Annotated in this window: 12 protein-coding genes; all 12 read left to right on the top strand. The window is 40.1% G+C overall.

Going from position 1 to position 13,085, the window contains the following annotated elements; all coding sequences use genetic code 11:
- Position 1: 1 nt before the first annotated feature.
- The 12 genes from flgL to EXT47_RS11110 all read left to right on the top strand — a co-directional run bounded on the left by flgL (position 2) and on the right by EXT47_RS11110 (position 13,085).
- The gene (flgL, locus tag EXT47_RS11165; RefSeq protein WP_039492572.1) at positions 2-1,237 is read left to right on the top strand and encodes a flagellar hook-associated protein FlgL; all 1,236 of its coding nucleotides are present in this window, start codon (positions 2-4) and stop codon (positions 1,235-1,237) included.
- 316 nt (positions 1,238-1,553) lie between these two features.
- Entirely contained in the window at positions 1,554-2,525 is a 972-nt protein-coding gene (locus EXT47_RS11160; protein ID WP_039492570.1) for a flagellin, read from the top strand.
- 688 nt (positions 2,526-3,213) lie between these two features.
- On the top strand, positions 3,214-4,188 hold the full coding sequence (locus tag EXT47_RS11155) for a flagellin (protein ID WP_039492569.1): 975 nt from the start codon (positions 3,214-3,216) through the stop codon (positions 4,186-4,188).
- Between the two features lie 154 nt (positions 4,189-4,342).
- Positions 4,343-5,314, top strand: a complete 972-nt coding sequence (locus EXT47_RS11150) for a flagellin (protein WP_039492670.1) — start codon at positions 4,343-4,345, stop codon at positions 5,312-5,314.
- Positions 5,315-5,392: 78 nt separating this feature from the next.
- Positions 5,393-5,800: a flagellar protein FlaG gene (locus EXT47_RS11145; protein ID WP_039492567.1), complete on the top strand. Its 408-nt coding sequence runs from the start codon at positions 5,393-5,395 to the stop codon at positions 5,798-5,800.
- 20 nt (positions 5,801-5,820) lie between these two features.
- Positions 5,821-7,245, top strand: a complete 1,425-nt coding sequence (gene fliD / locus EXT47_RS11140) for a flagellar filament capping protein FliD (protein WP_039492565.1) — start codon at positions 5,821-5,823, stop codon at positions 7,243-7,245.
- A 15-nt stretch (positions 7,246-7,260) separates the two neighbouring features.
- On the top strand, positions 7,261-7,689 hold the full coding sequence (gene fliS, locus EXT47_RS11135; RefSeq protein ID WP_039492563.1) for a flagellar export chaperone FliS: 429 nt from the start codon (positions 7,261-7,263) through the stop codon (positions 7,687-7,689).
- Positions 7,682-7,978 carry a hypothetical protein gene (locus EXT47_RS11130; RefSeq protein ID WP_130126599.1) on the top strand — a complete coding sequence of 99 codons (297 nt, stop codon included), beginning with the start codon at positions 7,682-7,684 and terminating at the stop codon, positions 7,976-7,978. The genes fliS and EXT47_RS11130 overlap by 8 nt, the downstream gene beginning before the upstream one ends.
- Positions 7,979-7,982: 4 nt before the next feature.
- Positions 7,983-10,061, top strand: coding sequence for a 6-hydroxymethylpterin diphosphokinase MptE-like protein (locus EXT47_RS11125; RefSeq protein WP_039492558.1), 2,079 nt, complete (start codon positions 7,983-7,985; stop codon positions 10,059-10,061).
- Positions 10,062-10,408: 347 nt separating this feature from the next.
- Complete coding sequence (locus EXT47_RS11120; RefSeq protein ID WP_069018746.1) at positions 10,409-11,716, top strand: aminotransferase class III-fold pyridoxal phosphate-dependent enzyme; 1,308 nt, start codon at positions 10,409-10,411, stop codon at positions 11,714-11,716.
- A gap of 52 nt (positions 11,717-11,768) precedes the next feature.
- A complete protein-coding gene (locus EXT47_RS11115) occupies positions 11,769-12,272 on the top strand; it encodes a GNAT family N-acetyltransferase (protein ID WP_083229820.1) in 504 nt (167 codons plus the stop codon).
- 48 nt (positions 12,273-12,320) lie between these two features.
- On the top strand, positions 12,321-13,085 hold the full coding sequence (locus EXT47_RS11110; protein ID WP_083229821.1) for an NTP transferase domain-containing protein: 765 nt from the start codon (positions 12,321-12,323) through the stop codon (positions 13,083-13,085).

The raw sequence follows: 13,085 nt of genomic DNA, 5'->3' as shown, positions 1-13,085 counted from the left end.
TATGCGTTTATCTCAAAATCAAATTTTTAATTCTAATCTCAATTCTATTTTGCGTAATCAGCAAGACGTGAATAAAGCAACACAGCAGTTGAACACGCAAAAGCGGGTGTTGAGTGCTTCTGATGATGCTTCAGCGACTGCTAGAGCCATGCTTTTTGACGACCGGATCCAAGCAAACGATCAGTTTACTAAGAATTTGACTATGTTGTCTTCGAGATTAGACACTCAAGAGTCAGTACTAGAAAATATTAAAACGGCCATTGATAGTGCTTATACCAAGTCGATACAAGCAGGTAATGGTGGGTTATCCGATGTTGACCGCCAAGCAATCGCTGACGAGCTAGAGTCAATCCAAGATACTATTTTGGATTTGATGAACTCAAAAAGTGAAGATGGTAAGTTTATATTTTCCGGCTACCAAGACAATACGCAAACTTATAGTTTCGATTCAGCCACTGGAAAGTACGTATATAACGGTGACCAAGGACAGCATAAAATAAAAGTCTCTGAAGGGGTCGAGATACGTTCCAGTGATAACGGTTTTGATGTATTTGAAAGTGCAGAGAAGCGACTGAATATTACTTCAAATACAGGTGTGGTTTCTGGTGGTATCACCTCTGCATCGGTTTATGTAGATGAGCAAGCTGTGTTTGATAAGTTTCATAAAGCGAATTACAACGCGGATCCAAGTGCGCCTGCAGGTGCAAACACCTTTGACTTAGTGGTGACAGCGGGTACGCCAAATACTTACCAGCTTGAGCAGGGGGGAACGGTTATTTCAACCGGTACTGCAGAAGGCGGAACTATTAAAGTCGCTGGCATGGAGTTTGACTTCGCTGGTGCTGCGCCAGGCCAAATAAGCTTTGATTTGGAAAAACCTCAGAAGGAAAACATTCTAAATACATTAGAATCTATGATTACGTCATTGAGAGACACCAGCATTACGGGTGATGATTACAAACAGGTACTGGCTGACGGCATTACTGGCCTAGATAATGCCAAGATTAAAATATCGCAAGGACAAGCGGGGCTTGGTGGCAGGTTAAATGCTGCAAAGCTTGTATCTGATGCAAATTCAGACTTGGACGTTGATAATAAAGCAAATAAAGCGGCTTTGATTGAAGTCGATTTTTATTCAGCGATTTCAGAGCTCACCAAGCATGAAACTGCATTACAGGCCTCTCAGGCAACATTTGGCCGCCTAACTAACCTTTCTTTATTAGACTACATTCGTTAAAAAGGTGGCCTTTAAAGGTTACCTTCTTCAAAACAGCCTAAAACACTACTATCTAATTTAATGTATTGAAAGTAATAGTACTTTCAATACATTTCTTCAGTATAAGCTCATAGCCATAACTTCCTGTCCTTTGTTCCATATAAAACAAAAAGTCTCTATCAATCAGTTGTTTATGTTTTTTTTAAAAAAAACACTAAAGGAAAATTTTTGCCGACCGATAACTTAAATAACCAAGCCGGAGAGTGAAAAACATTCAAAGGTTGGAAAGTTTCTAAGTTTGAGAGTGAAAGACTCGATTTAAAGTGGGAGAACCATCATGGCACTTTATGTAAATACTAACGTAAGTTCATTGAACGCACAAAGACAATTAATGCAATCTGGTAACGCACTAGATACATCATTTAAGCGTCTATCTTCAGGCTTTCGTATCAACAGCGCTGCTGATGATGCTGCAGGCCTACAAATTTCTGACCGTTTGACTTCACAAATCAATGGTCTTAATCAAGGTAACCGTAACGCGAACGACGGTATCTCTCTTGCTCAAACTGCAGAAGGGGCAATGGACGAAGTAACTTCAATGTTCCAACGTATGCGTACCCTAGCTCAACAAGCTTCAAACGGTTCGAATACTGATGAAGACAGATTGGCGATTCAAGAAGAAATCCGTTCTTTAGCATCAGAAGTTAACCGTGTAGCAAAAGATACAACTTTTGGTGGACAAAATTTACTAGATGGCTCATACGAGGCTAACTTCCAAGTCGGTGCTGATGCAGTACAGACAATTGGCTTCAGCATGAAAAACGTTGGTTCGTCTGCGAATGGTTCCAACTCTTTGACAGCAAATGGCGGCTTCACAATGTCTGGTATCGCGGGGATCGCTTCCGCGGTAACTGGCAAAACAATGTCGACCCTTGCTGCTGGTATCAGTAATGTTGGTACAGGTGTTACAGAAGCGACAGCTGGTTTCACCAACATGGCAGCTACAATCATTAGTGTATCGTCACAGGAAAATGCACAACAAGTGTTAGCTGCGATGGATTCAATGATTGCAGTAGTTGATAAGAAACGAGCTGAGCTTGGTGCGGTACAAAACCGATTCCAATCAACTATTCGTAACCAATCGAATATTCAGGAAAACTTATCAGCTGCAAAATCTCGAGTGAAAGATACTGACTTTGCTCAAGAAACAGCTAGCTTGACTAAAATGCAGATTCTACAGCAGGCAAGCCAAACAATTCTAAGCCAGGCTAACCAACGTCCTCAAGCTGCACTAAGTCTACTAGGATAATTTAACTAGGATGGTAAAAGGTGCCTAAGCCAGATGGGGTATTTGCTTAGGCACCGAATTGGATGATAAAGCGGAGGAGCTAAAAAATCCAATAGCGTTCATTAAAACAATGAACACGTTAATTAAAGCACATACCATGCCAAGTTTGTGTTAAAAAAATGACACTCACTCTCAAACTTACTAAAGAGGGGCTAGCCAGCCCCTCTTTTACTTCATATAACTTCCTTTAGTACCAACTATATAGAGCGTAAAATCTATTTGTTTGCCGCTAAATCAATGTATGAGGCCTTGGATAAGGCGTTAGATGCTCGATGCACAGATTATTTAACCAGCTACTTCAATGCCTAGGCTATTTTGTCTAAGATTTATTGGTGAGCATCGCTCATACGGTATATGAGTACCGCTCAAATAAGCACAGTAAATTGACGCTAAGATAATCTCTATATCCAAATTTCAAAATAGAAATCTATAAATTTCATATTTATCATGGTTTTAAATTTATTCTTTAGCTGTGTCTATAACCTTGTGTCTTTTTGGCCTATAACTTGCTTTAAACCCAGTAGAGTTAATTTTGGCGTCAAAGTGGCAATTGGTTGCCTTAGTAAAAAGAAAACCTGAAACATGCATGCCGCTTTGTCATTTAACTATCTATCAATTAGATATTGATTTGGCAAAAAGAGAGTGAGTTATGGCTTTATATGTAAATACCAATGTCAGTGCAATTAATGCACAAAGACAATTGACTAATTCAGGTAATGAACTAGATACTTCTTTCAAGCGTCTATCATCTGGTTTGCGGATAAACAGTGCTGCTGATGATGCTGCAGGTTTGCAGATCTCCGACCGATTAAATTCACAGATCATGGGACTTGAACAAGGCAACCGTAATGCGAATGACGGTATTTCTCTTGCTCAAACAGCTGAAGGTGCAATGGACGAAATCACCTCTATGTTCCAGCGAATTAGGACGCTTGCACAACAGGCTGCAAACGGCTCTAATACCGATGAAGACCGTTTAGCGATCCAAGAAGAGATTCGTCAGCTATCAGCTGAAGTAAATCGAGTCGCAAGTGATACAACATTTGGTGGTCAAAATCTACTTGATGGAACCTACTCTGCAAACTTTCAAGTAGGTGCAGATGCCGTTCAAACAATTGGTTTTAGCATGAAGGAAGTTGGCTCTTCTGCAAACGGTAGCAACTCAATGACCACCAATGGTGGCTTCACTATGTCTGGAATAGCGGGGATTGCGTCTGCGGTTTCAGGTAAAGGGATGTCAGTGTTGGCTGCTGGTATTAGTAATATTGGCACCGGAGTAACAGAAACGACTGCCGGTTTTACGAACATGGCTGCAACTTTGATCAGTGTTTCTTCGCAAGAAAATGCTCAACAAGTTCTCGCAGCGATGGATGCAATGATAGCAGTGGTGGATAAAAAACGTGCAGAGCTGGGTGCTGTTCAAAACCGCTTTCAGTCGACCATTCGAAATCAGTCGAACGTATCTGAAAATCTAAACTCAGCGAAATCGCGAGTAAAAGACGCGGACTTTGCTTTAGAAACTGCAAAGTTAACGAAGAATCAGATTTTACAACAAGCTAGCCAAACTATATTAGGTCAAGCAAATCAACGACCTCAAGCAGCTTTAAGTCTACTACAAGGCTAATGAGTTAAATTTTTTAAAAAAAAAGCTAAAGCTTCCTCTTTTATAGTCGATAGAAGAGTTAGAGAACTATCAATCTAGTACTCTAACCTCTTCAATACTGCAGGGTAGGGGTATCCCGCAGCATTGAAATATGTATTATAAAGCGGAGGCTATTATGGCTATTTACGTTAATACCAATGTCAGTTCATTGAATGCACAAAGACAATTGATGAACTCAGGTAGTGCGCTTGATACTTCTTTTAAAAGATTGTCATCAGGCTTTAGAATAAACAGTGCAAAAGATGATGCTGCAGGTATGCAGATCTCGAACCGTCTAACAGGACAAATTAACGGATTAAACCAAGGTATTCGAAATGCGAATGATGGTATTTCTCTTGCGCAAACCGCAGAGGGTGCTTTGGATGAGACGACACAAATGTTTCAGCGTATTCGTACGCTAGCGCAACAAGCATCAAATGGTTCGAATACAGACGAAGACCGATTAGCACTGCAAGAAGAAATTCGCTCGTTGGCGTCGGAAGTTAACCGTGTTGCTAAAGACACAACTTTTGGTGGTCAAAATCTACTAGATGGCACCTATGATTCAAATTTCCAAGTTGGCTCTGATGCCGTTCAGACTATAAGCTTTAGTATGAAAGACGTTGGTTCGTCTTCAAACGGTTCTAACTCTTTGACAGCAAATGGTGGCTTCACAATGTCTGGTATCGCCGGCATTGCGTCAGCAGTATCAGGAAAAACAATGTCAACATTAGCTGCTGGTATCAGTAATGTTGGTACTGGAGTTACAGAGGCTACCGCTGGTTTCACCAACATGGCTGCCACCGTAATTAGTGTATCTTCGCAAGAAAATGCACAGCAAGTACTGGCTGCAATGGATACCATGATTGCGGTAGTTGATAAGAAACGTGCTGAGCTTGGTGCGGTACAAAACCGATTCCAGTCAACTATTCGTAACCAGTCAAATATCCAAGAAAACTTATCAGCAGCTCAATCTCGAGTTAGAGATACCGATTTTGCTCAAGAAACAGCCAACCTGACTAAGATGCAGATTTTACAACAAGCGAGTAGCTCTATTTTGAGCCAAGCTAATCAGCGTCCACAGGTAGCACTATCGTTACTTGGGTAATATTCTGAGAAAAGCGTCAAGTTTGGGAATGTTCGCGAACTTGGCGTATACTCTTTATAGGCTTTACAGGAGGTCTAGATGAGTGATGTTCAAATTTCTCAAGGGCTAAACTATTCGGTTGATAGCCAACTGATTAAGCAACCAAGACAAGAATTAAACAATGAACGCGGTAATACTCCAGATGGAGTAAAGCCTGAAGATTCACCTGAGCATAATGGCAAAGGTGCTAGCAGTAATGAACAGTTAATATCAGAAGTTAAAGACAATTTAGCTAGACTAAACGATGTTATCCCCGTTACGGCTACGAACTTACAGTTTCAACTTGATGAAGAGGGTGATCCTCCAGTTGTTCTTGTTTTAGATAAGTCTAGCAATGAAGTAATTAGGGAAATTCCTTCAAAAGAGTTTAGGGAAGTAGCTAAGGCTTTGGAAGAGTTTGCCGATAAACTTACAAAGCGTGGCGTGTTATTTGATAGAACCGCCTGATATAGATTTGGAGGTAGATTATGCCACTTATTACATCTGCGGGTGTTGGCTCAGGGCTTGATTTAGAGTCAATTATAAAAGCTTCTGTGGATGCGGAAAACGTACCCAAGATGCAAAGGTTTGCTGCAAAGCAAGAATCACTGAAAGTTGAGTTGTCTTCTGTCGGTGAGGTTAAATCTGCCATTTCAAAACTTAAAGACACAATTGAAAAACTAGCGGACATCGATAACTTTGGCAAGCGAATCGCGAATATTCGTCAACCAGATGGTGCTGAAATAATCAGCGTAACACCAACGTCAGATATTTCTACGGGTAATTTCAAGATTGCTGTAGAACAATTGGCGCAAGGAAGCCGAGCCGTTTCTGCGGACGGTGCTTTTGCTTCAGCCGACGCAGTTGTAAGTGCAAGCGGTGGTACTTTGTCTTTTTCAGCAGGTGCAGATAAATCATTTGATTTAGAAGTAACTGCTGGAATGACTCTGGCTGAGTTAAGAGATGCTATTAATGCATCAGATACCAACTTCGGTATCACTGCCAATATTATTAACACAGGTGATCCCGATGTAGGCTCCAAACTTGTTTTTACGTCAAATGTCAGTGGCGATGGAAACGACCTGGTGATTACAAGTGATACTGCTGAGCTTGATGCTATTGAGACATATGACGCGACAACAAACCCGTCCGGTGGCATGGTAATTGCGGATGCAGACAAAGCTCAAGATGCAATTATAACGGTAGATGGCCTTACAGTTAACAGCGATACAAACACATTTAAAGATGCTGTTCAAGATATGACGATAAGAGCACTCGAAGTTAGCCCTGAGGACACATCTGGTACAAAATTAACAGCTAAATTGGACGTAGATTATGACAGAGAGTCTGTCACTAAGCTCGTCGATGAGTTGATTACAAATTACAATAATCTCGTTGGAATGATTGGCCTGCAAACACGAGTCGGAAAGCCTCTAAATGGTGATGCTTCGATGAGAGCATTGAGTGATCAGTTGGTTTCTACTCTGGGTTCTACGTTGACTGATGCTGGACCATTTGAGTCAGTGTTTGACATGGGCCTTGGTGTTAATAAAGAAGGTTATTTAGAAAAGTCATCACTAGTTCGCAGCTTAAACGAAGCAATGGATGATAATTACGATGATATTGGTACAGCATTTGCAGGGGAAAATGGTGTAGCCAAAAAATTAGAAGAATTGCTCGGAAACTACGTCGATTCAGATGGACTTATGAAACAACGTGAGACTAGTTTGAATGCTCAACTTGACGATTTAGAGGACGATGTCATAAATCACCAGGAGCGTATGAAGTCATTTGAAGCTAGCTTACGTCAAAAATATGCAGGGCTTGATGTACTTATCGCGCAAATGCAGCAAACTCAATCTTATTTGGGGGCTCAACTTTCTAATCTTCCTGGCTTTACCAAATCCAAGTAATAGAGAGGATTGAACATGTATAATGCAAAAGTTAAGAATTACCAGAGAGAAGCACTTAAAACTCGAGTGGCAGGTGCGGATCGTTATGAAATTATCCAGATGTTGATGGCAGGCGCTATTGAAAAAATGGTACTGGCAAAGGTAGCTATTGATAAAAGAAATCTTGAAGCCAAATCCGAACATATTTCAAGAGCATCAGCAATTATTGAAGCGTTACGTGAATGCTTGGACTTTGATGTTGGTGGTGAAGTAACAGAAAACTTATATGCCCTGTACAGTTATATGATGGATAGGCTACTGGATGCATCAGTACAAAATGATTCAGCCATCGTAGATGAAGTGTCTAACCTGTTGAAAGAAATTAAATCAGCTTGGGATGCGATCCCTGTAGATGTCCGCATTAAAACACTGAATAATGCTTCTCAAGACGCTAGTCATGGATAGCCAGCATAGAGACGAACTTGGGGAATTGTTGTGTTTGATTTTCGAACACCTTCAAAGAGGTGAGATGGAACTCGCTGAAACAGAAACAAAGAAATTTTGTTTATATATTCAAAAGCGTTCAGACTTGATAGAAGATGTTGAAGAAAAAAGGGTCTACTTAGAAGAGTCAATCGCAATGTTGAATGAAGTGATTGAACGTATGAATCAAGAAAAAAGAAGTACCCGAGAGCAGTTGCTGAAGATTCAGCGAAAACAATCCTCAATCAAGAAATATAACGAGTTCAAATAATATCATGGATCCAATTAAGTCCCAGTTAGAAACTCTTGAAGTAAAATTAAAGGCCGTGGAAGAACAGGCGCTTAGAGAAGAGTTGTTTATAGAAGCTGCCAATTTAAAATTTGAAAGAAACCTCAAAGCCTTCAAATCACATTTTCCAGAAATTTACGAAAAATACTTAACCTACGAGCCAAACTCGCTGTTTAACTTATTTGTTAATCCTAACGGCAGCGCCAATATTATTGATTATAAAACTGGTGTACCGATGTATAGCGAAGACCCAGTTTCACAAATACAAAAGCAGACACAGAAAAATATCGAAAATCCAATTCTTGGACGTTTAGACCACTCCGGTGTTGCATTTGTTGAAAATGGTGACATCGAGTTTCTTCATGTTGAATTGATGCGAAACTTAGGGGAAATCTTTGTTGAGACGAAATCGAACTTAGCGCCATTTAAGAAGTTAGGTAGTGCAGTTCCAAACAAGATGATTTTTGGTATTGGGCTTGGCTATCACCTTGAAGACGTTATCGATGCTTGTAAAGCTGGTTACGTAAATATTTTTGAACCGAATGAAGACTACTTTTTTGCTAGTTTGTTTGTTTCCGATTGGGTTTCTATACTTGAAAAAATTGAGGCTCAAGGTGCTTACCTTTATCTAGGTGTAGGGGTCACAGAACATGAAATTTACGAAAAGGTTTATTCACGCTCAAGAGAAATAAGTGTAGCCAGTGTCTGCCACTCTTGGTTTTATCAGCATTATCCATCAGTTGAAGTAAATAAATGGATCGCAGAATTTAAAAAGAATTACCACCAGTTTTTCGCGGGATTTGGCTTCTTCGATGATGCTATGATCGGGATAGCTAACTCATTGGGGAATGTTAAAAACAACTGCAACTTCATGTTTTCTGCCAATGAACAGCAAGATAAAGCGCTATTGCATGATATACCAGCCGTAGTGGTTGCAAACGGTCCTTCATTAGACGCCAATATTGAACCGCTAAAGCGGATCCAAGATAAAGTCATTATATTCGCGTGTAACTCAGCGACTACAGCATTAATAAAGCATGGGATTATTCCCGATTTTCACGTTGCACTGGAACGAACTAAATCAACTTATTATTTCCTCAAGCAGCATATACCCGAATCGATGCGCAAAGACTTAAATTTGCTTGTTACTAATGTGATGCATCCTGATGTGGCTGGTCTATTTGGATGGGCGGGAATGGCGCTTAAACCTGGTGAGTCAGGTACACAAATGTTGCAACTATCTCACTACAGGAATGAGAATAAAGTGCTTCGAAGCCTGTCATTTTCAAATCCTCTAGTGGGCAACACTGCGCTGAGTTATGCATGTCATCTTGGATTTAAAGACATCTATCTGTTTGGTGTGGATAATGGCTACATAGACCCTGAACATCATCATAGTAAGGCAAGCTTTTATTACAGTGAAGAAGGTGAGACTGTCATTGAACCAACCAAAATAGGGGGGCAAGTCAGGATCCCAGGAAACTTTTGTGAAACGGTACTTTCTGATGAGTTTATGTATGTTGGCAACTGTCAAATGGAAAGGATTCTAGAATCATTTCTTAAAGAAAATGTAAACTGTTACAACTGTAGTAATGGTGCAAAGATTAAGCACTCTATACCACTGGAGAGTAAAGACATTTTGTTGCCTGAAAGGGGAGTTGATAAACACCAAGTTGTGGAGCATATCAAAACTAACCTTTTTGCAGCTAAAGCTGACATTGCATCTATGGAAAAGCTACTTTGCGAAGAAGAGTTTGAGCAGCTGTGCGGCACAATGGTGGAGCTTTTGGAAGAAGAGTTTGATTGTCGAGAATCTGCGCAAGAAATTTTACTGAAAAGTCTCAGGTATTTGTACTCATTTAGAAATTCTGCAGATCATTTAGGCTTGTATCAGTTACTAGAAGGTGAAGCTCTTTATACGTCATCAATATTAATTTCAATTCTTCATAACTTTGGTGATGATTACGAAGTGGTTCCGTATTTTAGAAAAGCGTTAAAGGCTTGGGTTGATTTTCTTAAGCAATGTCCTGAATACTACCGCCAAAGAAATAGACTTTGTCAGTAAAAGTCGATATGTAAAAGGGTGACAAGATTTTGTCGCGGCTCCGAAGTTAATGAGTAGACACTTCGGAGCCAGCTTAAACCAGAAATAATAAACGTTTTGCATGGCTTGTTACTCTCTACGTTTCCCCCCATTTTCTTTTAAAATTAGCTGTTTATTTAAAATTCCCTTACACTTTACTGAAATCTGATTCTTGAGTGAAAAATGTCAGTAAAACTCCCCTTGATTTCCCTGAAGGAGTTGTTTACTGAAGATTAAAAGTGACTCAAGCCAAATTTAAAGGTTAGTTACCACCTAATTGGTACTAACTTTGCTTCATCAGTGAAGTTGAAAATGTTAGTTGAGAAATCATGACGAATAAAAATACTGAAATGCAAGCAAAAGCGAAGCAACTGATCCCTGGTCTTTCACAATTATTGTCAAAGCGACCCGACATGTTTAATCAAAGTGTGTGGCCAGGTTACTTCAGCAAAGCGAAAGGTTGTTATGTTTGGGACCTCAATGAGCAACGATATCTTGACATGTCGATATCTGGCATAGGGGCAAACATTCTAGGGTATGCTGAGCCTGCCGTCGATCAGGCTGTAATTGAAACAATCAATAATGGGGTTAGTTCTAGTTTAAACTGTCCAGAAGAGGTCATGCTGGCAGAGAAATTAGTAGAGCTGCATCCATGGTCAGATCAAGTCCGATTCGCAAGGTGTGGTGGAGAGGCAATGACAATTGCAGTAAGAATTGCTCGCGCCGCGACAGGAAAAGATAAAATTGCATTTTGTGGTTACCATGGCTGGCATGACTGGTACTTGGCGGCAAATGTGTCCTCGAAAGAAAACCTAGATGAGCATTTAATTGCGGGTTTATCTCCGGCGGGGGTTCCAAAAGCGTTGGCCGGCACTGCAATACCATTTTCATATAATGACATTGACTCTCTAAAAGAGGTTGTCGAGCAACATGGCCCTGAGCTCGGCGCTATTGTTATGGAGCCAATGCGTAATATTGCACCTAATTCAGAGTATTGGAGTTTCGTTGGAAAAATAGCCAAAACACTGGGTATCCCATTAATAATTGATGAAATATCGATGGGTTTCAGAATTAACTGTGGAGGATCGCATTTACTGCTTGGTATAGAACCTGATATTGCCGTATTTTCTAAAGCATTAGCGAATGGTTATGCGATGGCCGCAATAATCGGAAAAGAGAAGTGGATGGATGCTGCACAATCAAGTTTCATTTCCAGTACGATGTGGACGGAGCGAGTGGGTCCAACCGCAGCACTAGCAACTATACGTTATTATGAAGCAAATAACGTGCATGATCATCTTCAAAAAATTGGTGCACTGGTTAAAGCCGGTTGGCAGTCTCTTGCTGAAAAACATGGTTTGAGCATTCATATTTCTGGTATTGATGCCCTGTGTCATTTTTCTTTCGAGCATGATAACCCACTGCAGTTGAAGGCGTATTTTATAGAGCAGATGATAAACCAAGGAGTGTTAGCTACAAATATGTTCTATGCAATGTATGCACATAAAGAAGAACACGTAGATGAATATCTATCTGCAGTAGACAATGCATTTAAAGCAGTAAAAGTCGCTCTGCATGATCCTGAAGTGCTGAAGGAGGTTACTCCGACAACTGCTGGTTTTAAAAGGTTAAATTAATATTAACAACCTTTTAAATACTGATATTTGATATTAGACGGGAAAGCACAAAATGATGATTGTTTCCGAGCGTTTCAAAATGAGAGGGTTAACTCCGTCCGACGCAACCGCTGATTATCTTTCATGGTTAAATAGTGACGTCAGTCAGTTTATTTTAAACCGACAACAAACGACCGACGATTTAGTGACATATATCAATACACAAAATAATACGCCAGATACTTATTTGTATGGAATTTTTACAAAGGAAGCTGAGCAGCATATTGGCAACGTGAAGTTTATTCTTTCAGAATATTCTGGTGGGACCTCGGCTGAAATGGGGATCTTGATTGGCGATAAAAATTGGCATGGCAAGGGAGTTGCGAAAGAGGCAATTTTTGCTTTTATCACAATAGCAAAAGACAAATACAACCTTAAGAGAGTGTTTTTGGGCGTTGATAAGTCTAATGTCCCAGCTGTGAAAGCGTACATTAAAATGGGTTTCAAGACTTTGGAACCTGATCAACTCGATGATGAAAGTCTCTCTGGGGTTAAAATGGAATTGTTATTAAATTAGTTATCGGTTTGGCCGATAACAAAGCATTGAAGTATTTTAGTTATTAGTATGAATCAGAGTAACTCTATTTATGAAAGCTTAAAAAATAAGGACTTTCATATTATTATTCAGGCGCGGATGACATCAACTCGCTTGCCGAAAAAAGTGATGTTGCCTTTGTGCGGACGTCCAGTGCTTCAGGTTATGATTGAGCGCTTATCCCCTTTCAAAGACAAAATTATTGTAGCAACAACCAATGATGGCTCCCAAACTCCAATTACCGAACTGTGCAAGTCTTTGGGGGTAAGGTTTGTTGAGGGGGATACTCACGATGTGCTCAGCAGGTATTACTTAGCAGCAGAATTAGTAAACGCGAAACCAGATACAGTACTTGTTCGCTGTACTAGTGATTGCCCTTTGATTGATGCCTATGAAACCGCTAAGGTCGTTTCTCATTTCTTTAATATCCGCAACAATTTTGATTATGTATGCGCGGGTCCTCATTGTGGATTTCCAAATGGCCTTGACACCGAGGTATTTACATTCGCAGCGCTAGCACAAGCACATGCCAGTGCTAGCCAAGATTTTGAGAGAGAGCACCTGACACAGTATATAGTGAAAAATTTGAAGGTCGCTGATTATAGTTATCATGAGGATTTATCTGGTTGGCGTTTGACTTTAGACGAACCAGATGACTATCTAGCAATACAGAAAGTTTTTCAGCTCTTCGATAATAAGACTGAATTTAGTTTTCCTGAACTGAAGAGAAAATTAAAAGCACACCCAGAAGTACTCGACATAAATAAACATGTTGAGCAAGTAAAAGTTGGATAA

Origin of the sequence: Pseudoalteromonas sp. CO342X (genome assembly GCF_004208915.1) — a bacterium.
GTDB lineage: Bacteria > Pseudomonadota > Gammaproteobacteria > Enterobacterales > Alteromonadaceae > Pseudoalteromonas > Pseudoalteromonas maricaloris.
Note: the sequence above shows the minus strand (reverse complement) of the source record. Positions and strands in the feature narration are given on the sequence as shown.

Coding starts and splice junctions, on each gene's coding strand:
- flgL (WP_039492572.1), top strand. CDS start 2: ATGCGTTTATCTCAAAATCAAATTTTTAATTCTAATCTCAATTCTATT.
- fliS (WP_039492563.1), top strand. CDS start 7,261: ATGTATAATGCAAAAGTTAAGAATTACCAGAGAGAAGCACTTAAAACT.
- EXT47_RS11145 (WP_039492567.1), top strand. CDS start 5,393: ATGAGTGATGTTCAAATTTCTCAAGGGCTAAACTATTCGGTTGATAGC.
- EXT47_RS11115 (WP_083229820.1), top strand. CDS start 11,769: ATGATGATTGTTTCCGAGCGTTTCAAAATGAGAGGGTTAACTCCGTCC.
- EXT47_RS11110 (WP_083229821.1), top strand. CDS start 12,321: ATGAATCAGAGTAACTCTATTTATGAAAGCTTAAAAAATAAGGACTTT.
- fliD (WP_039492565.1), top strand. CDS start 5,821: ATGCCACTTATTACATCTGCGGGTGTTGGCTCAGGGCTTGATTTAGAG.
- EXT47_RS11120 (WP_069018746.1), top strand. CDS start 10,409: ATGACGAATAAAAATACTGAAATGCAAGCAAAAGCGAAGCAACTGATC.
- EXT47_RS11150 (WP_039492670.1), top strand. CDS start 4,343: ATGGCTATTTACGTTAATACCAATGTCAGTTCATTGAATGCACAAAGA.
- EXT47_RS11130 (WP_130126599.1), top strand. CDS start 7,682: ATGGATAGCCAGCATAGAGACGAACTTGGGGAATTGTTGTGTTTGATT.
- EXT47_RS11125 (WP_039492558.1), top strand. CDS start 7,983: ATGGATCCAATTAAGTCCCAGTTAGAAACTCTTGAAGTAAAATTAAAG.
- EXT47_RS11160 (WP_039492570.1), top strand. CDS start 1,554: ATGGCACTTTATGTAAATACTAACGTAAGTTCATTGAACGCACAAAGA.
- EXT47_RS11155 (WP_039492569.1), top strand. CDS start 3,214: ATGGCTTTATATGTAAATACCAATGTCAGTGCAATTAATGCACAAAGA.